Below are 20,843 nucleotides of genomic sequence, written 5' to 3' on the forward strand. Positions count from 1 at the left end.
CCCGGCGGCTGCCTCCTGATTTACTTAATGATTTCGTAGCACGGGATATAGGCAGTACCTGGCAGTTTCATACGCTGCTGCGCCACAAAGCCCTGTAGCAGTTCATCCATGCGGTGCATGATGTCGGCATCACCGTGCAGTTTATAAGGGCCTTTTTCCCGGATCTCACGGATGCCCATCTCTTTAACGTTACCTGCCACAATGCCCGAGAACGCCCGGCGCAGGTCGGCTGCCAGTTTTTCCGGCGGCTGGTTAGTGTAGAGATTGAGATTGGCCATATTTTCATGCGTTGGCATAAAGGGCACCTGCAAATCCTGCGCGATGCGGATAGACCAGTTAAAGCTGTAGGCATCACCCGTTTCGCGGCGGTGTTCTTTCACCTGCGGCATCGCTTTTCTCATCAGGCGGGCCACCTCGGCGGCATCATCAATAATGATCTGATAATGCTTACGTGCCTGCTCCCCGAGCGTGCTGACAATAAAGTCATCCAGCACACGGAAATAGTCGGCGCTTTCTTTCGGCCCGGTCAGAATGAGCGGCAGAACCTGATGCTCATTTTGCGGATTCATCAGAATGCCCAGCAGGTAAAGAAACTCCTCTGCCGTCCCCACGCCCCCAGGGAAAATAATGATGCCATGTGCAATGCGTACAAAGGCTTCCAGACGTTTTTCGATGTCCGGCATGATGATCAGTTCGTTCACCAGCGGGTTAGGCGGTTCAGCCGCGATAATCGACGGCTCGGTTAAACCGATAAAGCGGCTGTCGCGGTAGCGTTGCTGCGCATGGCCTACCGCCGCCCCCTTCATGGGCGCTTCCATCACGCCCGGGCCACAGCCGGTACAAATATTCAGTTCACGCAGGCCCAACTGCGTACCGACGTTACGACAGTACTGGTATTCCACCGCGTTAATCGAGTGGCCGCCCCAACAGACAACGGTATTGGGATATTCGCCCACGTGTAATGCCCGGGCATTACGCAGAATAGAAAACACGGTGTTGGTAATCATGACCGAATCGTTGTCTTCTGCGCAGGGTAACCGGCCGGAACTGGCTAACTGGCCGTTAACAAACAGGATATCGCGCAGCACGGCAAACAGGTTAGCCTGCAGTGAACGAATAATATGGCCGTCAACAAAGGCCTCTTCGGGGGGATTGATCAGTTCAAGCTTGATACCGCGCTCGCGGCGCAGCACGTTAATATCGAAGTTCTCAAAGCGGGACAGAAGCTCGTGGCTGCTGTCAGTCTGGCTGCCAGAATTGAGCACGGCGAGCGAGCAGTTACGGAAAAGTTGATATAAATCGCTGCTGGCTGTGCGCTTCAGCATATCTACTTCCAGTTGGGAGAGCAGATCCATAGAGCCAAGAGGGCTGACATGTGTAATCAAATGAACTCCTTTGCACCCGCTGGGGTGATGGCTGACACTGCAAATGCAGTGACGAAAATCCCTGGTTGGCAATCCACTGTATGCCGCCTTGCCCAGAGTAGCCTTGTCGGCAGGGCTGACTCAAGTGGAACGCTATAGTTGACCGGCAGCCTGAGAAATACCTCGCAAACTACTGACGAACCAGACGAGAATGACCCGGCGTAAAGGGCACATTACTACGCCATGGATTAATATCCAGTCCGCCCCGACGCGTATAACGCGCGTAAACGGTGAGCTGTTCGGGCTGACAAAAACGCATCAGGTCATTGAAGATACGCTCAACGCACTGTTCATGAAACTCATTATGTTGACGAAATGAAATGATGTAGCGCAGCAGCGCTTCGCGATCGAGCCGTGGGCCCTTATAGCGAATCATCACCGAGCCCCAGTCAGGCTGATTGGTGATCAGACAGTTGGACTTAAGCAGGTGACTGACCAGCGTTTCTTCCACCTGTTCCTCACCGGCTGCGTTAATCAGATAATCGGCATTGAAGGCATAATCTTCAATTTCGATATCCTGCTCATCTATGCAGTAGCCTGCAAAGTGTCCCACAGGTTGACCTTCAATTTCATTTAACCGAAACAGCGCGACGCGCACCTCGCCTTCGGCACAGACACGCAGATCCTGCTCCAGCGTCTGGCGCACCTCGCCCCAGTCTGCGAACCGCGTCTGGTTAAAGCTGTTAAGATAGAGTTTGAAACTCTTGGACTCGATAAGATTACGACTATGGGCGTCCAGCACCACTTCGCCAACCGCCACCTGCGGAACGCCTTTGCTGTTGAGCCAGGAGAGTTCATATAGCGTCCAGATATCGCCTCCGGTAAAAGGCAGGTTATCAGGATAAAGGCCAAGTGGTTCGCGGTTCATGCTGCGCGGAACGGCCTGTAATAAGCTGTTGTCGTAGCGATCGTGATAAGCTGTGGGCTTGCCAAGCGTCAGGTTGCTGAGCGCCGGATCCGGCTGATAAGAAGACATAACGGTTACCACTGAGGTCATCAAAGTGAGTAAGTGTAACCTATCAGAAGTGAGAATTTGAATGATGCAGCAAACGGCTGAAGCGTTAACTGATTTTACCACCCGATACTGTCTGCACTGGCAGCAGAATAATGGCCATGCACCGGCCAGTCGCGATCTTTATGGCGTTCCTTCACCCTGCCTGATTGAAAATCGTGGCGAGCGGGCGCTGTGGCAGCCGCAGCCCTTTAGCCTGCCGCCGTCTCTGGATGCCGTTGAGCGCGCGCTGGATATCCAGCTCCAGCCGCAGATTACTGCATTTTATACCCACCAGTTCGCGGGAGACATGCGCGCCACTCACGACCAAAACAGGCTAACGCTTCTGCAGGTCTGGAGCGAAGAGGACTTTGTCCGACTGCAGGAAAATCTGATTGGTCATTTAGTGATGCAGCGCCGGCTGAAGCAGGCGCCGACGCTGTTTATCGCGACAACGGATTCCGAAGAAAACATTATCTCGCTGTGTAACCTGAGCGGACATGTCATTCTGGAAACCCCAGGGCGCAAACATCGCCAGACGCTGGCACCTGATATCCCATCATTTCTTAATGATTTACAACCGCTTAGTGACTAGTTGCAGATATCCGCTATCGACGGTGTGAGAGATCTCTTACAAGCTCTGTGAGAGATCGCTCTATCCTTCACGCAGTGATCATTTCGGAAAGATGTAAAAATATTGTAAATCATTAACTTATTAGCTGCGCTGATGAGCGCTTTTCATAAGATATCGTTATAAGGCGTTTTACCACCTTGTGCTCTGAGTAATTTCTGACGAGAATATCACTCGCGGACAGGATGTCCTGGACAACAGGAGCCGTCAGGATGACGGTAGCCAGGAGGCCGGAGCGTAACGGAGTTTACGTCACAAGGAAGGCTTCAGGATGAAGCAGGACACTCTGGATTGAGTTAAAGGACACCTCCAGGACGGAGAATGAGAGCTCCTCAGAAGAGGTGGCGGGCCTGGATGCTAAGGATTTGTCAGGATGATGCGCGAATGGAATTCGCACGGGAAAAGTTGTCACGGATGAGCAGGGAGCACTAACGTAGCGGGAAAGCTGCAAACGAACCGGGAGCACTGTTTAATACAGTGCTCCCTTTTTTTATGCCTGCGGGTTATGCTTGCCGCCCATTTTTATCCGGTCAGAGGTGAAGCATGACGCTGGAACACTTAATTTTGCAACGACTCGAACAGGTCGAAGTGATAATGCGCGAGCACGATCTCTGGCAGTCTGTTGCGCCAGACGATCACGCGTTCACCAGCCAGCAACCTTTCTTCCTTGATACGCTTCAGCCGCTGGAATGGTTACAGTGGGTGCTGATACCGCGCGTTCAGGCCATCATTGGTGCCGGGCAGCCGTTGCCGAAGAACGTCGCGATCGCCCCCTATTTTGAAGTGGCGTTAACGCCCGGGCAGCCCGGTCGTGCCCTGCTGGTGTTGACGTTAAAGCAGCTGGATGCCCTTCTGGAGGATGAGTCTGCCTGATGTTAGAGATCATTTATCAGGATGCGTGGCTGGTGGCGGTGAACAAACCCGCCGGTTGGCTGGTCCACCGTAGCTGGCTTGATCGCCATGAAACGCAGTTTGTCATGCAGACGGTACGCGACCAGATAGGCCAGCATGTTTTCACGGCGCACCGGCTTGATCGCCCCACATCGGGCGTTCTGCTAATGGGCCTGTCCAGTGAGGTGGGCCGCCTGCTTTCCCAGCAGTTTGAGCATCATCAGATGGAGAAGACCTATCATGCCGTGGTGCGCGGCTGGCTGGAAGGCCGCGATCGGCTGGATTATCCGCTTGTCGAAGAACTGGATAAAATTGCCGACAAATTTGTCAGCGACCCCCGCGCGCCTCAGCCTGCGGTGACCGATTACGCCTCACTGGCCACCGTAGAAATGCCGGTCGCAGTGAGTCGTTATCCCACTGCGCGTTACAGCCTGATTGAGCTCAAACCCAAAACCGGACGCAAGCATCAGCTGCGTCGGCATATGTCTCATCTTCGCCATCCCATTATCGGCGATTCGGCCCATGGCGATTTGCGTCAGAATCGGGGGGCGGCTGCACACTTTGGCGCAAATCGTTTAATGTTGCATGCCAGCAGCTTGTCGCTCAGCCACCCGGTGACGGGAGAACCCCTGGTTATTCGCGCCGGACTTGATCTTGTCTGGCAACGGGTGATGGATCAGTTTGGCTGGCAGGCCTGTATGCCGGATGTGCCACGGGTTGAGTTTATGGCTGGCTCAGGTCAGGATAGCGGGACGGAATAAAGGGGAAAAGAAATGGCGAAAATTGGTATTTTTGTAGGCACCGTTTATGGCAATGCATTACTGGTTGCAGAAGAAGCAGAACCGGCATTGCAGCAGCAGGGCCATGACGTGAAGATTTTTGAAGATCCTACGTTAGCCGAATGGCAAAACTATGCGGATGATGTCGCCTTAGTGATTACATCAACCACCGGTCAGGGCGATTTCCCGGATACTATTTCTGGCCTGTTCCATGACGTGCAGGACAAACTGGGCCACCAGCCAGGGCTGCGCTACGGCGTTATTGCTTTGGGCGACAGCAGCTACGAGAATTTCTGCGGTGCGGGTAAGCGCTTTGATGCCCTGTTACAGGAGCATCAGGCTAAACGGGTAGGTGAGGTTCTGCTGGTTGATGCCACGGAACATCCAGAACCTGAATCCGTCACCACGCCGTGGGTTGAGCAGTGGGGCAAGCAGCTCTGATAAGATCAAGTCTGCTACGCTGTTCCGCTGCCGTCCGGATTACACCGGCGGCAGCGGTGTTGCGACAACAGGATTCTGCGTACAGCGCGTTCCGTCATTGCCCTGCGCGCCCCCGTTTCTCAGGTTATCGGCGCGGGATTAAATACGGCCAGCTGATTACGAATTCCCCAGCGATCTGACCAGGTTTGCTTTCTGCCACTGGCAATGTCCAGTATCAATTCAAACAACCGCCAGCCAACCTGCTCAATGGTTTCCTCGCCTGTTGCAATCGTGCCAGCATTGATGTCCATCAGGTCATGCCAGCGCTCGGCCAGCGCGTTACGGGTAGCCATTTTTATTACCGGGATTGCCGCCAGGCCATACGGGGTTCCTCTGCCGGTGGTAAAGACCTGCAGGGTGATGCCAGAGGCGAGCTGCTGCGTGCCGCACACAAAATCGCTGGCGGGCGTCGCGGCAAAAATCAGTCCACGTCGTGTCGGACGTTGTCCGGGCGACAGAACCTCCACAATCGGGCTTCGGCCTGATTTGGCAATGGAACCCAGGGCTTTTTCCACCACGTTTGCCAGCCCACCTTTCTTGTTGCCCGGTGAGGGATTGGCGCTGCGATCGGTTTTGCCTTGATCAAGGTAGCGGTCATACCATGCCATCTCTTCAATCAGCCGCTGACCCACTTCCTGATTGATCACGCGCGGTGTCAGTAAGTGAATGGCATCGCGCACCTCGGTGACCTCAGAGAACATAACGGTCGCGCCGCTGCGCACCAGCAGGTCGGAAGCAAAGCCCACCGCGGGATTCGCCGTCACGCCAGAAAAAGCATCACTGCCGCCGCACTGCATGCCCACGACCAGTTCCGAGGCAGGGCAGGTTTCACGCTGGCGCTGGTTAAGCCGTTTCAGATGCCGCTCTGCGACCTGGAGGATCTCATCCACCATGGCGCCAAAGCCCACCAGCTTCTCATCCTGCAAACGCACAATATCCTCCTCATCCAGCGAGATGGGCTGCACGTCGGGCGTACCGGTCAACAAGCGCTCAGGTTGTAGTTTTTCACAACCCAGACTGACTACCATGATCTCCCCGCCAAAATTCGCGTTAAGGGCCAGGTTGTGGACGGAACGCATAGGAATAACCGCCGCAGGCGCGTTGATTGCCACGCCGCAGCCGTAGAGATGATTTAGCGCAACCACGCCGTCCACATTGGGATAACGGGGCAGCAAATCACGCTCTATCATTTGCACCACATAATCCACCACGCCCGCCACGCAGTGAACGCTGGTGGTAATGCCCAACAGGTTACGGGTGCCCACGCTGCCGTCAGCGTTGCGATAGCCCTCGAAGGTATAACCTTCAAGCGGCGGTAAGTCAGGCGGCACGTTATTCGCCAGGGGCAAACTCTGCAAATCCGGTGCGTCCGGAAGCGCAATGAGTGATTCATCGATCCAACTGCCTTGGGCAATATCACGAACGGCAAGGCCAATAATTTCACCATAGCGCAATACAGGCTGACCCTGAGGAATGGCGGCCAACGCCACCTTATGCCCCTGCGGTACATGTTCGGTTAGTGTTAATCCATCTTTAAACGTGGTGCCCGCAGTCAGCCCCTGGCTGTTTACCACAATCGCAACGTTATCGTTTTCGTGAACTTTAATGTAAAGCGGTTGCTCTTTTGAAATGGGGTTCATCGCTCACCTTCCAGTGCGTAGCGCCTTGCTGGTACGGCGCATTCATTATGAGACGTCAGGTGTCACAGGTTCGGTATTTGCCACCGTCAGTATAAGAAGGTGTTACTGCCTGCACATTGTGCAATTGACCTATATTCGGCTGAGAGATGACGCGGTTTTATTATCTTTTTACTAAATCAAGTGAAGATTCTCACAAAGCCGCTTATCAACGCCTGTTTGGGCGTGCTTATTGTGACTTTTTACAAATAACGTGAAACGTCCCGCAGCAGTTTATGCATTAGCCCAAAAAATCATCGTTCATTCACCTTATTCCAGGGTGATGTTCCAATGCCTCACCCAAACCCGCTTCCTATACTGATTTCCGTTTTCCCGATCAGGTTATTCGTCACGACGCATTATCGGTTTGCCATTAAAAAAAATCGCCGTGTTTAACCTACATCTCTCTGATACCCAACGCGATGTGTATGCAGTCAGAGCGAATGTAGCTTTCGCTATATTTCAGGAGTGCATCATGAGTAGTTATCACCAGACAACGGAGGCGGTACAAAAACGGACGAACGCGCGTTACTGGATAGTGGTCATGCTATTTATTGTGACCTCATTCAACTACGGTGACCGCGCCACGTTGTCTATCGCGGGTTCGGCCATGGCAAAAGAAATTGGCCTCGATCCCGTGGGGATGGGGTTTATCTTCTCTGCTTTTTCATGGGCCTATGTCATTGGGCAAATCCCCGGTGGCTGGCTGTTGGATCGCTTTGGTTCTAAGCGCGTCTATTTCTGGAGTATCTTTCTTTGGTCGTTGTTTACCCTGCTGCAGGGGTTCGTGGACGTGTTCAGCGGCTACACCATCGTCATGGCGCTGTTTATGCTGCGCTTTATGGTCGGGCTGGCGGAAGCCCCTTCATTCCCGGGTAACAGCCGTATTGTGGCAGCCTGGTTTCCGGCTCAGGAGCGCGGCACTGCCGTGGCGATTTTCAACTCCGCACAATACTTCGCGACGGTAATTTTCGCGCCCATCATGGGCTGGTTGACCTCCGCGGTGGGCTGGGCGCACGTGTTCTGGTTTATGGGAGGGCTGGGCATTATTTTGAGCTTTATCTGGCTCAAAGTGATTTACGATCCCTGCGATCATCCCGGCGTGAACAAAGCGGAGCTGGACTACATGGCGGAGGGCGGCGCGCTGATCAATATGGATCAGAAAAGCGAGAAGCAAAAAGTCAGCTTCAGTGATAAGTGGTTCCAGATCAAGCAACTGCTGCAGTCGCGCATGATGATCGGTGTCTACATTGGCCAGTACTGCATCAACGCTTTGACCTACTTCTTTATCACCTGGTTTCCGGTTTATCTGGTGCAGGCAAGGGGCATGTCGATCCTTAAAGCGGGCTTTGTCGCCTCGGTGCCTGCGCTGTGCGGCTTTATCGGTGGCGTGCTCGGCGGGGTGATCTCTGACTGGCTGATGCGCAAAACCGGCTCACTCAATATCGCCCGTAAAACCCCGATTGTGCTCGGCATGTTGCTCTCGACGTCCATGGTGGTCTGTAACTATGTCGAGACGGACTGGGTCGTGGTGCTGTTCATGGCAACCGCCTTCTTTGGTAAAGGGATTGGCGCGCTGGGATGGGCAGTGATGGCGGACACCGCACCGAAAGAGATTAGCGGCCTGAGCGGCGGTCTGTTCAATATGTTCGGTAATGCATCCGGCATTATTACCCCTATCGCGATCGGCTACATCATTGCCTCTACCGGTTCTTATAACGGCGCGCTGGTTTATGTCGGTATCCACGCGTTCGTTGCCGTACTCAGCTACCTGGTGCTGGTGGATAACATCAAACGCATTGAGCTGAAAACACGCTAAGGAGCCTGCATGAATACGCAATCGACGCCCGTTATTACGACTATGCAGGTGGTCCCTGTGGCTGGCTACGACAGTATGCTGCTCAACATTGGCGGGGCACACAATGCCCGCTTCACGCGCAATATCGTGATCCTGACCGACAGTGCAGGACACACCGGGCTGGGTGAAGCACCGGGGGGAGAAACCCTCTATCAGACCTTAATCGAGGCCGCGCCGCAGGTGATCGGTCAGCAGGTCGCCCGTATGAACCGGCTGGTGCAGAAGATTCATCAGGGGAATCAGTCCGCCGATTTCGAGACTTTTGGCAAAGGGGCCTGGACCTTTGAGCTGCGCGTCAACGCGGTCGCGGCACTGGAAGCCGCACTGCTGGACCTTCTGGGACAATGCCTGGGCGTGCCGGTCGCCGAACTGCTTGGACCGGGTAAGCAGCGCGATGAGGTGACGGTTTTAGGCTACCTGTTCTACTTAGGCGATCGCCGTAAAACCGATTTGCCTTATCTGACGGGTGAGAAGGCGCAGCATGACTGGTATCACCTGCGCCATCAGGAAGCGCTGAATAGCGAGTCGGTTGTCCGGCTGGCCGAGGCGGCGCAGGATAAATACGGTTTCAAAGATTTCAAACTCAAGGGCGGAGTGCTGCCGGGCGAACAGGAGATCGCCACCGCGCAGGCGCTGAAAAAGCGCTTCCCCGAGGCGCGCATCACCGTCGATCCTAACGGCGCGTGGTGGCTGGACGAGGCGATCGGATTCTGTAAGGGCATGCAGGATGTCCTGACCTATGCAGAAGATCCCTGTGGCGCCGAGCAGGGTTATTCAGGGCGCGAGGTGATGGCCGAGTTTCGTCGTGCGACCGGATTACCGGTCGCCACCAACATGATCGCCACCAACTGGCGTGAAATGAACCATGCGCTGATGCTCAATGCTGTCGATATCCCACTGGCCGATCCACACTTCTGGACGATGAGCGGCGCCGTTCGGGTCGCGCAACTGTGCGATGAATGGGGCTTAACCTGGGGCTGCCACTCGAATAACCACTTTGATATTTCTCTCGCGATGTTCACCCATGTCGGTGCCGCCGCGCCCGGTAATCCCACCGCCATAGATACGCACTGGATCTGGCAGGAGGGCGATCAACGCCTGACAAAAGAGCCGCTGCAGATCCGTCAGGGCAAAATCACGGTGCCAGATGCGCCTGGCCTGGGCATTGAACTGGATTGGGAACGACTCCGCCTGGCAAACGAACACTACAAATCACTGCCGGCGGGCGGACGTAATGACGCCACAGCCATGCAGTACTTGCTACCAGGCTGGACATTTGACCGTAAACGGCCGGCCTTTGGCCGGGCCTCTGCTTAAGGGATAACAGATGAATACCACACCAAAAATTACCGCCATGCAGGTCATCCCGGTTGCCGGCTATGACAGCATGTTACTGAACCTGAGCGGCGCACATTCGCCTTTTTTCACCCGCAATATCGTGATCATTGAAGACAACGCAGGCCATACCGGCGTAGGTGAAATCCCCGGTGGCGAAAAGATTCGTCAAACCCTGGAAGAGGCTGCCGCGCTGGTGGTGGGCAAAACGATTGGCGAATATAAAAACATCCTGAGCCAGGTTCGCGCCACCTTTGCCAATCGCGATGCCGCTGGGCGAGGTAATCAGACCTTTGATCTTCGCACCACCATTCACGTGGTCACCGGCATCGAAGCCTCACTGCTGGATCTGCTGGGGCAGCATCTGGGCGTCAATGTCGCCTCGCTATTGGGCGACGGACAGCAGCGCGACAAAGTCGAAATGCTGGGTTATCTGTTCTACGTTGGCGATCGCAACAAGACCTCGCTGGCCTACCAGCATCAGGACAACGATACCTGCGACTGGTATCGCCTGCGCCATCAGGAAGCGCTCACGCCGGATGCCGTGGTACGGCTGGCCGAAGCGGCCTATGAAAAATACGGGTTCAACGATTTTAAACTTAAAGGCGGCGTGCTGAGCGGCAGTGATGAGGCAGAAGCGATTACTGCACTCGCGAAGCGCTTCCCCCAGGCGCGCGTCACTATCGATCCCAACGGTGCCTGGTCGCTTGACGAAGCCATTACGCTGGGTAAGCAGCTTAAAAACGTCCTCGCCTATGCAGAAGATCCCTGTGGCGCAGAGCAGGGCTATTCGGGGCGTGAAGTGATGGCCGAGTTCCGGCGCGCTACCGGTCTGCCGACGGCGACGAATATGATCGCCACTGACTGGCGTCAAATGGGCCACACGTTGTCATTACAGTCGGTGGATATCCCACTGGCCGATCCGCACTTCTGGACGATGCAGGGTTCCGTGCGCGTGGCGCAAATGTGCCACGCGTTTGGCCTGACGTGGGGTTCGCACTCCAACAACCATTTCGATATTTCACTGGCGATGTTCACCCATGTTGCCGCTGCCGCACCGGGCAAGATCACCGCTATTGATACCCACTGGATCTGGCAGGAAGGCAATCAACGACTGACGAAAACGCCTTTCCAGATTGAAGGCGGCATGGTCGCAGTGCCGCAGGCACCGGGCCTGGGCATTGAACTGGATATGGACCAGGTCATGCAGGCTAACGCGCTGTATCAAAAGCATGGCCTTGGCGCACGTGATGATGCTCAGGCCATGCAGTTCCTGATCCCACAGTGGACGTTTGATAACAAGCGTCCGTGCCTGGTGCGTTAACTTTTTTGGGCTTCCTTCAGGAAGCCCGTTCCACAGGAGTCAAATCATGAGTAATACAGCCTGGCCAAATGAATTCCGTCGCCGCCTGCTGGCAGGTGAAACCCTGATCGGCAGTTGGTGCGCCATGGCAAGTCCCATCTCTACCGAGGTGTTAGGGCTGGCCGGATTTGACTGGTTAGTTCTGGATGGCGAGCACGCACCGAACGATATCACCACGTTTGTTCCCCAGCTAATGGCGCTGAAGGGCAGCCGCAGCGCGCCGGTGGTACGTCCACCCTGTAATGAACCGGTCATCATCAAGCGCCTGCTGGATATTGGTTTTAATAACATCCTTGTTCCCTTTGTTGAGAACGAAGACGAAGCCAGACGTGCAGTTGCCTCCACGCGCTATCCGCCTGCCGGAATTCGCGGCGTGTCTGTTTCCCATCGCAGCAACATGTACGGCACGGTGCCGGATTATAACACCACCATCAACGACAACATTTCGGTGCTGGTCCAAATAGAAACCCAGCAGGCTGTCGACAACATTGACGCCATCGCCGCCGTTGACGGCGTGGACGGCATTTTTGTCGGGCCAGGCGATCTCTCTGCCGCTCTCGGCTATCTCGGGCAGCCGGCCCATCCGGAGGTGTTAACGGTCATCAAACACATCTTTGAGCGGGCAAAAGCCGCCAACAAGCCCAGCGGCATTCTGGCACCGGTGGAAGCCGATGCCCGTCGCTATCTCGAATGGGGCGCAACCTTTGTTGCCGTTGGCAGCGATCTCGGTGTTTTCCGCAGTGCCACGCAGGCGTTGTGCGACAAATTTAAAAAGTAATCATCCAGGAGAAACGACATGAAAATTGGCTTTATTGGCCTGGGCATCATGGGCAAACCAATGAGTAAAAACCTGCTGAAAGCCGGTTATTCACTGGTGGTACGCGATCACAATGCAGAAAGCGAAGCTGAGCTGGTGAAGCTGGGGGCGACCACAGCGGCGAATGCCAAAGAACTGGCGCAACAGTGCGATGTGGTGATCACCATGGTGCCAAATTCCCCACAGGTGAAAGAGGTTTGCCTGGGCGAAAACGGCATTATCGATGGCGCGAAACCGGGCCTGATTGTGATCGACATGAGCTCCATTGCGCCGCTGGCGAGCCGTGAAGTCCACGATGCGCTGGCAGCAAAGCAGATTCACATGCTGGATGCGCCGGTGAGCGGCGGTGAGCCCAAAGCGATTGAGGGGACGTTATCCGTGATGGTGGGCGGCGATAAAGCCGTGTTTGACCAGTGCTACGACATCATGAAAGCCATGGCGGGATCGGTGGTTCATACCGGCGATATCGGCGCAGGCAACGTGACGAAGCTGGCAAATCAGGTCATTGTAGCGCTGAATATTGCCGCCATGTCAGAAGCCTTGTCGCTGGCGACCAAAGCGGGCGTCAGTCCGGAACTGGTGTATCAGGCGATTCGTGGCGGTCTGGCGGGCAGCACCGTGCTGGATGCCAAAGCGCCCATGGTGATGGACCGCAACTTTAAGCCGGGTTTCCGCATTGATTTACATATCAAGGATCTGGCTAACGCGCTGGATACCTCGCACAGCCTTGGTGCGCACCTGCCGCTGACGGCGGCCGTGATGGAAATGATGCAGGCGTTGCGTAATGACGGACAGGGTAGTGCCGACCACAGCGCGCTGGCCTGCTATTATGAGAAATTAGCAAAGGTTGAGATCTCTCGCTAATGCCTTGCCCGGCTTCTGTGGAGGCCGGGCCGATTTCACGCTCTGATCGTTAATTAATACCGCCTGGATTGCCTATGAAAATCGTAATCGCACCGGATTCATATAAAGAAAGTCTTTCGGCCCTGGAAGTGGCATCGGCAATCGAAGCGGGGTTCCGTGAGGTTTTTCCCGATGCCCATTATGTGAAAATACCGGTTGCTGATGGTGGTGAAGGCACGGTGGAAGCCATGGTGGCTGCGACCCAGGGAAAGCGGGTCAGGTTAAAGGTCACCGGTCCGCTGGGTGAACCCGTCGAGGCGTTTTACGGCCTGTCGGGTAATGAAGATACCGCCTATATCGAGATGGCGGCGGCCAGCGGCCTGGAGCTGGTACCGGCAGCGCAGCGGGATCCCCTGATCACCACCTCGTTTGGGACTGGGGAGCTAATTAAAAACGCGCTGGATAAAGGCGTCCGACACATCATTATCGGTATCGGTGGCAGCGCCACCAATGACGGTGGTGCTGGCATGATGCAGGCGCTGGGCGCTCGCTTGCTGGATAAACAGGGCGAGCAAATTGGTCGGGGAGGTGGCGCATTGCCTGACCTGGCAAGCATTGACGTTACCGGACTGGACCCGCGCATTCGGCAGTGCCGCGTTGAAGTGGCCTGCGATGTAACCAATACGCTGACGGGCGATCACGGTGCCTCTGCGGTGTTTGGCCCCCAGAAAGGCGCGACGCCAGAACGGGTTGAGCAACTGGATCGAGCCCTGACACATTACGCTGCGCTTATTCAGCGCGATTTGGGTATTGATGTGCTGCAGATCAGCGGTGGCGGCGCTGCCGGTGGCATGGGGGCTGCGCTGCACGCGTTTTGTCAGGCGGAATTACGCCGTGGGATTGAGATTGTGACGGAAGCGCTGGGCCTGGAGGAGCAGGTAAAAGATGCCGATCTGGTCATTACCGGCGAGGGGCGAATCGACAGCCAGAGCATCAAGGGCAAGGTGCCGATTGGTGTGGCAAAGGTCGCTAAGCGTTTTAATATTCCCGTGATAGGCATTGCCGGTAGCCTGACTGACGATGTCGGTGTGGTGCATCAGCATGGCCTGGATGCCGTATTTAGCGTGCTTTACCGTATTTGCTCGCTGGATGAGGCGCTAAAAGGGGCAGAAAACAATGTCCGTCTCACCGCGCGCAATGTGGCTGCCACAATGAAAATCGCCGGGTTTCACTAAGCGTATTCACGGCCCTTCACCTGACAGGGCCGTTTGTTCTTTCGCAGTATGCCCGGCTAAGGCATGGAGAGGATGCGCCGTGCCTGTCTGGCGACGTTCTCCATTTCATCCTGAAGCTCCAGCAGTTCCGGCTCCAGCGCTTCGATATCGCTTGCCTGATGAAGCTCTTTCTCAAGCTTACGGCACAGTTGTTTCATCCGCGGAACGCCGCTGTAGCTGGCGCTGCCGTGAAGTTTATGAATGATCTCACGCAGGGAGGTCGCGTCGTTGTCGGCGATAAACTGCGCCATTTTACCGTGCACTTCCGGCAGGAATGCCAACAGCATTCGGAGTAAATCCCGCGCCAGATCCGGCTTATTCGCTGCCTGGCGTAATGCCAGCTTCCAGTCCAGCGTGGGTAAGATTGGGGGGATCTCGGGCGCCGTGGTGCTCGGGCTGGGCATATAGCGGGCCAGGACCTGAGCGAGCTTGTTTTCATCAATAGGCTTGGCCAGGTAGTCGTTCATGCCGGCCCGGATAAGATGTTCGCGTTCACCGTCAATAGCGTGGGCGGTAACGGCGACTATCGGGGTGGTTGCGTGGTTGGGCAGCGTGCGGATGATCTCGCTGGCCCGAATGCCATCAATATCGGGCATTTGTATATCCATTAAGATCACGTCCAGCACTTGCCTGTGGGCCACACGGATGGCCTGCTCCGCATTATTGCACAGTACGATGTGTTGAACCTGCTCTTCCAGCAGCGCCCCAATCAGCTTGAGGTTAGCGGGATTGTCGTCCACGGCCATCACGGTCAGCGGCAGACGCGGTGAGGCCGATAGTTCACTGCTGTGACGGGCATGCAGCTCCAGCAGCATCGGCAACAGGCGCGTCTGCGAGACGGGTTTTGCGATGCAGCCATCAATGCCACGCACTTTCAGCTCATCGGCCAGTAACATCATCGGACTCGGCAGCGCCATAATGACCTGGTCGGCGCGCTCCAGAAGCGTATGGATCAGCCTGTCCTCAAGCACCTGCGCCTGGCTGGCGTTGACCGGCATGGCCATTAACACAATGGGATAGCGCGACTGGCTCAGACCCTCCAGGGTTAAACTGTGCTCAACCTGCAACGGCGTGGCACCTAAAATCTCTACCACCGCGCTGGCGACGTCGGGGTTCGCCTCCACATAGGCCATGCGCGTGTTCGACAGTGCATCCAGCACTCGAGGCATACTCGGTGCATTGGGATTGAGGTCCAGTTTAACGCGCACCCAAAAAGTGGAGCCGTGGTTCTGACGGCTGACGAAGGTGATCTCCCCGTTCATTTCCCTTACCAGTTTTTGGGTAATGACCAGGCCCAGCCCCGATCCTCCGTGGCGGCGGGAAATGCTGGCATCCGCCTGGCGAAAGGCCTGAAACAGCTGGGCCTGCTGCTCTTCAGAAATGCCAATGCCTGTGTCGCGAACCTGAATCTCCAGTTCAACATGCGTCGCCGTAATCGTGTGCTGTTCTACCCGTAAATTGATGGTCCCTTTTTCGGTAAATTTAATCGCGTTGCCCATCAGGTTGATCAGGATCTGCTGCAGGCGGAGCGCATCGCCAATCACGTTGTCCGGCACGCTGTTATCGCAGACCACGGTCAACTCCAGCCCCTTCTCATGGGCAGATGGGGCCAGCAAAACCAGGGTTTCATCCAGGGTGGCGCGCAACGGAAAGGGAATGGACTCCAGCATCAGCTTGCCGGCTTCCAGTCTGGAAAAATCAAGCACGTCATTAATGATGGACAGGAGATTGTTGGCCGAGCGCTCAATGGTCAGCATGTAGTCGCGCTGCGTGGTGCGCAGCGGCGTTTTCAACATCTGACGGGTAAAGCCCAGCACGCCATTAAGCGGCGTACGCAACTCATGCGACATATTTGCCAGAAATTCGGATTTGATACGGGCGGCTTCCTGCGCGCGCTTTTTGGCCAGATCCAGCTCGACGTTCTGAATCTCCAGCTGCTCCAGCGTTTCCCGCAGGTCCCATGTGGCCTGATCGATATTATGCTGCATCTCTTCATGATAGGCGGTGAGCGACATCGCCATCGCGTTGATACCGTTTTTCAGGATACTCAATTCACCCAGCATATGGCCTTCAACCCGGCTGTCCAGTTGTCCACGGCGAATTCGGTCAACGGTGCTGACCATATTACGAATAGGGCCGGTGACGTCCCGCATCAGGCGATAGGCAAACAGCATGGCAATACACAGGCAGAACAGCAGCATCAGGGTAGCAATAAAAACTTCCCGATATTGCTGTAAGCGCACGGATTGCAGATCCAGCTCTATCGCCACATAGCCCAACGGGTTACCTGCGGGTTTGGCATCCTGACCCGGCAGCTCATCCACGGCGTAACGTTCAGAGATAATCGGCTTGCGTAAGATCAGCAGGTTGCCACTGCCTTCAACGGACACATCCTCAGGCAGCGCGCGAATAGCCTGCTTGCTTTCCAGACTCAGGTTTTGGTGATTATTAGAGGTGACATAAAGCTGATTATTATCGTCGAAAACGGAGATGGCGCGCACGATCCCGGAATGGCGGCGATGCAGTAAACTGACCAGTTCACGCAGCGCGTCACGATTGTGCCATGTCATGCTGTATTCGGTAGAAACCGCCAGCGGTTCGATGATATTGGCCCCGGCATCGATGACCTGGCGCTGCAGCTCATTATAACGATGCACGACAAAAAATGAGCTGAGCAGTAACCCAACCATCAACGTTGGGGCCAAAATTAAAATCATCATTCGCGCCCGCAGGCTGTATTTGGTCATAATAGTCGCCTGCTGTCCGGCATGAACGTCCCTGTGCATCTGCTGAACCTTGTGCACATCGAATCTTAAAGAGAAAGAACCACACTATGGCGCAATTTTACTCCGCAAAACAGCGCGTGACGACCCAACAACGGATCACCGTCACCATTGAAGACCTCGACCCGTTTGGTCAGGGCGTTGCCCGCTACAAGGGCAAAACCCTGTTTGTCTCGGGCGCGCTGCCCGGAGAGCAGGCCGAGGTCACCCTGCTGGAGGATAAACGCCAGTATGCCAGAGCGAAAGCCGTGCGCCTGCTTAACCACAGTCCTTCACGGGTTGCGCCGCGCTGTCCCCATTTTAGCCGCTGTGGCGGTTGTCAGCAGCAGCATGTCGACGAGGCGTTACAACAGCAAAGTAAATCACGTGCGCTGGCACGGATGTTGACCCAGGCAGCGAACCAGCCGGTGGCGGTTGATGAGATCATTGCCGGACCGGCCTGGGGCTACCGTCGCCGCGTCAGGCTTGGCCTGCAGTGGCAGAACAAAACACAGCAGTTGCTGATGGGGTTTCGCCAGGCGGCCACCAACGATCTCGTCGATATCCAGCAGTGCCCCATCATGGTGCCCCAGCTTGAAGCGCTGATTATTCCGCTGCGCAATTGTCTCACTATGCTTAATGCTGTCAAACGCTTAGGTCATGTTGAGCTGGTGCTGGCTGACAACGGCCCGGTGCTGTTATTGCGCCATCTCGATGCATTAAGTACCGATGATATTGCAAAACTGGAACGTTTTTCGCATCAGCACCAACTGATGCTGTTTCTGGATGATGGAAGCGAGACGCTGCGCGCATCTGGCGATCGGCAGCCGTTTTATCATTCTCACCAGCTTGAGCTAATCTTCAGTCCAAAGGATTTTATTCAGGTCAACGATACGGTGAATCAGCAGATGGTGGCGAAGGCCATTGCGTGGCTGGATTTGCAACCTGAAGATCGGGTGCTGGATCTGTTTTGCGGCATGGGAAACTTTACGCTTCCTGTAGGAAAATCGGTACAAAGTGCCGTGGGTGTGGAGGGCGTTGCAGCATTAGTGCAGCAGGCAGAGTATAATGCTGACGTGAATGCGCTAAAAAACGTCAAATTCTTCCAGCATAATCTGGAAGAAGATGTTTCGCGCCAGCCCTGGGCTATGCAGGGATTTAACAAGGTATTACTCGATCCGGCTCGCGCTGGGGCGGCAGGTGTCATGGCACATGTCGTCAAATTATCGCCAGAATGCGTGGTCTATGTTTCGTGTAATCCTGTGACACTCGCACGTGACAGTGAAACATTGCTGTCAGCGGGTTACCAATTGGAAAGGGTCGCGATGCTGGATATGTTTCCTCATACCCGTCATCTCGAATCCATGGTGCTGTTCAGAAAAAAAATATAAGTGTCCGGCAGGGGCGCTGTGCAGGAGAGGATATGGTTGCGGTCAGAAGTGCGCATTTAAATACGGAAGGGGAGTTTGCCCTTGACCAGTGGATCGCCAGTCTTGGCGTTGCTAACCCGCATTCCTGTGATCGCCTTGCTGAAACCTGGCGCTATTGTGAAGCGCAGACTCAGGGGCATCCTCACCAGTCGCTGCTGCTGTGGCGCGGCATCGAGATGGTGGAAATTCTCTCGATGCTCAGCATGGATATCGAAAGCCTGTGCGCCGCATTGATTTTCCCGCTCGCGAATGACGAAGTGGTCAGCGAAGAAGAGCTGGAAAAAACCGTCGGTCCGGGCATCGTTTCGCTGGTGCACGGGGTCCGCGATATGGACGCCATTCGTCAGCTGAAAGCCATTCATAACGATTCAATGGCTTCTGAGCAGGTGGATAATGTCCGCCGTATGCTGCTCGCCATGGTGGAAGATTTCCGCTGCGTGGTGCTGAAGTTGGCTGAGCGCATCATGAACCTGCGCGAAGTTAAAGACGCGCCGGAAGATGAACGCGTACTGGCGGCGAAAGAGAGCACCAATATTTATGCCCCGCTGGCGAACCGCCTGGGCATCGGTCAGCTTAAGTGGGAGCTGGAAGATTACTGCTTCCGCTACCTGCATCCCGACGAGTACAAGCGCATTGCTAAGCTGCTGCACGAGCGCCGCATCGACCGTGAGCAGTACATCGATAACTTTGTCGATAATCTGCGCAAAGAGATGGCAAAAGAGGGCGTGCGGGCCGAAGTGTACGGCCGTCCTAAACATATCTACAGCATCTGGCGCAAGATGCAGAAGAAGTCGCTGGCGTTTGATGAGCTATTTGATGTTCGCGCGGTGCGTATTGTTGCCGAGCGACTGCAGGACTGCTACGGCGCGCTGGGCACGGTGCACACGCTGTATCGCCACCTGCCCAACGAGTTCGACGACTATGTCGCCAACCCCAAACCTAACGGCTATCAGTCCATTCATACCGTGGTTCTGGGGCCCGAGGGCAAAACCGTCGAGATCCAGATCCGTACCCGCCAGATGCATGAGGACGCTGAGCTGGGCGTCGCCGCGCACTGGAAATACAAAGAAGGGCCGTCGTCCAGCCATGCGCGCGGCGCGGCAGGTCACGAAGAGCGCATTGCCTGGCTACGTAAGCTGATCTCATGGCAGGAAGAGATGGCGGATTCCGGCGAGCTGCTGGAAGAGGTGCGCAGCCAGGTATTTGACGACCGCGTCTATGTCTTTACGCCAAAAGGGGACGTGGTCGATTTGCCGGCAGGTTCTACCCCGCTGGATTTCGCTTATCACATTCACAGCGATATCGGTCACCGCTGCATCGGTGCCAAGATTGGTGGCCGCATCGTGCCCTTCACCTATCAGCTGCAGATGGGCGATCAGGTGGAAGTCATCACCCAAAAACAGCCGAACCCGAGTCGTGACTGGCTGAACCCTAACCTGGGGTTCATCACCACCAGCCGAGGCCGCGCCAAGATTCATAACTGGTTCCGCAAGCAGGATCGCGATAAAAACATTCTTGCCGGCCGTCAGATTCTGGATAACGAGCTGAATCAGATGGATATCAGCCTGCGTGAAGCCGAGAAACTGCTGCTGCCGCGCTATAACGTTACCTCGCTGGACGAGTTGCTGGCTGCCATCGGCGGGGGGGACATTCGCCTTCATCAGATGGTGAATTTCCTGCAGGCGAAGCTCAATAAGCCGACGGCGGAAGAGCAGGATCGTGAAGCCCTGCGCCAGCTCACACAAAAATCGCATGCGCCAACGTCACGCAAAGAGAGCGGCCGTGTGGTCGTGGAAGGCGTGGGCAACCTGATGCACCATATTGCACGCTGCTGTCAGCCGATTCCGGGTGACGACATCGTGGGTTTTATCACGCACGGACGGGGCATTTCGATTCACCGCGCCGATTGCGACCAGCTGTCTGAGCTGATTTCCACCGCGCCCGAGCGCATTGTGGATGCCGTATGGGGCGAAAGCTACTCCAGCGGCTACTCGCTGGTCGTAAGGGTGACGGCCAACGATCGTAGCGGGCTGTTACGCGATATCACCACCATCCTCGCGAATGAGAAGGTTAACGTCCTGGGCGTTTCAAGCCGCAGCGATACCAAAAAACAGCTCGCCACCATTGATATGGACATCGAGATTTATAACCACCAGGTCCTGGGGCGCGTGCTGTCTCGCCTGAATCAGGTGCCTGACATTATCGATGCCCGCCGCCTGCACTAATCGTCCGTTATCAGGCGCATGTCTTGACCGACGTGCGCCTGGCTGCTTTTATCACCGCTGTTAT

General features: G+C 55.5%; 16 protein-coding genes. 12 read left to right on the forward strand and 4 right to left on the reverse strand.

The window, feature by feature from the left end; genetic code table 11:
- Window positions 1-20: 20 nt before the first annotated feature.
- Together ppnN and queF are read right to left on the reverse strand one after the other, a co-directional pair.
- Window positions 21-1,385 carry a nucleotide 5'-monophosphate nucleosidase PpnN gene (ppnN, locus tag PAGR_RS04835; RefSeq protein WP_014605152.1) on the reverse strand — a complete coding sequence of 455 codons (1,365 nt, stop codon included), beginning with the start codon at window positions 1,383-1,385 and terminating at the stop codon, window positions 21-23.
- Between the two features lie 169 nt (window positions 1,386-1,554).
- The gene (gene queF, locus PAGR_RS04840; RefSeq protein ID WP_041455829.1) at window positions 1,555-2,400 is read right to left on the reverse strand and encodes an NADPH-dependent 7-cyano-7-deazaguanine reductase QueF; all 846 of its coding nucleotides are present in this window, start codon (window positions 2,398-2,400) and stop codon (window positions 1,555-1,557) included.
- Between the two features lie 61 nt (window positions 2,401-2,461).
- Between queF and syd the strand changes: the two genes are divergently transcribed.
- From syd to PAGR_RS04860, 4 genes are all read left to right on the forward strand, one after another.
- On the forward strand, window positions 2,462-3,010 hold the full coding sequence (gene syd / locus PAGR_RS04845) for a SecY-interacting protein (protein WP_014594463.1): 549 nt from the start codon (window positions 2,462-2,464) through the stop codon (window positions 3,008-3,010).
- Between the two features lie 579 nt (window positions 3,011-3,589).
- Complete coding sequence (locus PAGR_RS04850) at window positions 3,590-3,919, forward strand: YqcC family protein (RefSeq protein ID WP_014594462.1); 330 nt, start codon at window positions 3,590-3,592, stop codon at window positions 3,917-3,919.
- Window positions 3,919-4,698: a tRNA pseudouridine(65) synthase TruC gene (gene truC, locus PAGR_RS04855; RefSeq protein WP_014594461.1), complete on the forward strand. Its 780-nt coding sequence runs from the start codon at window positions 3,919-3,921 to the stop codon at window positions 4,696-4,698. The genes PAGR_RS04850 and truC overlap by 1 nt, the downstream gene beginning before the upstream one ends.
- Window positions 4,699-4,710: 12 nt before the next feature.
- Complete coding sequence (locus PAGR_RS04860; RefSeq protein ID WP_014594460.1) at window positions 4,711-5,157, forward strand: flavodoxin; 447 nt, start codon at window positions 4,711-4,713, stop codon at window positions 5,155-5,157.
- 119 nt (window positions 5,158-5,276) lie between these two features.
- On the opposite strand, the gene garD is transcribed toward PAGR_RS04860, so the two are convergent.
- On the reverse strand, window positions 5,277-6,836 hold the full coding sequence (gene garD, locus PAGR_RS04865; protein ID WP_014605154.1) for a galactarate dehydratase: 1,560 nt from the start codon (window positions 6,834-6,836) through the stop codon (window positions 5,277-5,279).
- A 511-nt stretch (window positions 6,837-7,347) separates the two neighbouring features.
- Here garD and PAGR_RS04870 point away from each other — a divergent pair.
- The 6 genes from PAGR_RS04870 (at window position 7,348) to PAGR_RS04895 (ending at window position 14,323) form a co-directional block, all read left to right on the forward strand.
- A complete protein-coding gene (locus PAGR_RS04870; RefSeq protein ID WP_014594458.1) occupies window positions 7,348-8,691 on the forward strand; it encodes an MFS transporter in 1,344 nt (447 codons plus the stop codon).
- A 9-nt stretch (window positions 8,692-8,700) separates the two neighbouring features.
- Window positions 8,701-10,047: an enolase C-terminal domain-like protein gene (locus PAGR_RS04875; protein ID WP_014605155.1), complete on the forward strand. Its 1,347-nt coding sequence runs from the start codon at window positions 8,701-8,703 to the stop codon at window positions 10,045-10,047.
- Window positions 10,048-10,057: 10 nt separating this feature from the next.
- The gene (gene gudD, locus PAGR_RS04880) at window positions 10,058-11,389 is read left to right on the forward strand and encodes a glucarate dehydratase (protein ID WP_014605156.1); all 1,332 of its coding nucleotides are present in this window, start codon (window positions 10,058-10,060) and stop codon (window positions 11,387-11,389) included.
- A 46-nt stretch (window positions 11,390-11,435) separates the two neighbouring features.
- Window positions 11,436-12,206, forward strand: a complete 771-nt coding sequence (gene garL / locus PAGR_RS04885) for a 2-dehydro-3-deoxyglucarate aldolase (RefSeq protein WP_014605157.1) — start codon at window positions 11,436-11,438, stop codon at window positions 12,204-12,206.
- An 18-nt stretch (window positions 12,207-12,224) separates the two neighbouring features.
- Window positions 12,225-13,109, forward strand: a complete 885-nt coding sequence (garR, locus tag PAGR_RS04890; RefSeq protein ID WP_014594454.1) for a 2-hydroxy-3-oxopropionate reductase — start codon at window positions 12,225-12,227, stop codon at window positions 13,107-13,109.
- A 74-nt stretch (window positions 13,110-13,183) separates the two neighbouring features.
- The gene (locus tag PAGR_RS04895) at window positions 13,184-14,323 is read left to right on the forward strand and encodes a glycerate kinase (RefSeq protein WP_014605158.1); all 1,140 of its coding nucleotides are present in this window, start codon (window positions 13,184-13,186) and stop codon (window positions 14,321-14,323) included.
- A 56-nt stretch (window positions 14,324-14,379) separates the two neighbouring features.
- Here PAGR_RS04895 and barA read toward each other — a convergent pair whose 3' ends face one another.
- Window positions 14,380-17,109: a two-component sensor histidine kinase BarA gene (barA, locus tag PAGR_RS04900; RefSeq protein ID WP_031283989.1), complete on the reverse strand. Its 2,730-nt coding sequence runs from the start codon at window positions 17,107-17,109 to the stop codon at window positions 14,380-14,382.
- Between the two features lie 86 nt (window positions 17,110-17,195).
- Here barA and rlmD point away from each other — a divergent pair, with 86 nt between their 5' ends.
- Both rlmD and relA read left to right on the forward strand, forming a co-directional pair.
- Window positions 17,196-18,515 carry a 23S rRNA (uracil(1939)-C(5))-methyltransferase RlmD gene (rlmD, locus tag PAGR_RS04905; RefSeq protein WP_014594451.1) on the forward strand — a complete coding sequence of 440 codons (1,320 nt, stop codon included), beginning with the start codon at window positions 17,196-17,198 and terminating at the stop codon, window positions 18,513-18,515.
- A 32-nt stretch (window positions 18,516-18,547) separates the two neighbouring features.
- Window positions 18,548-20,779, forward strand: coding sequence for a GTP diphosphokinase (gene relA, locus PAGR_RS04910; protein WP_013026949.1), 2,232 nt, complete (start codon window positions 18,548-18,550; stop codon window positions 20,777-20,779).
- Window positions 20,780-20,843 lie beyond the last annotated feature (64 nt).

It is taken from the genome of Pantoea ananatis PA13 (assembly GCF_000233595.1).
GTDB classification, from domain to species: Bacteria; Pseudomonadota; Gammaproteobacteria; order Enterobacterales; family Enterobacteriaceae; genus Pantoea; species Pantoea ananatis.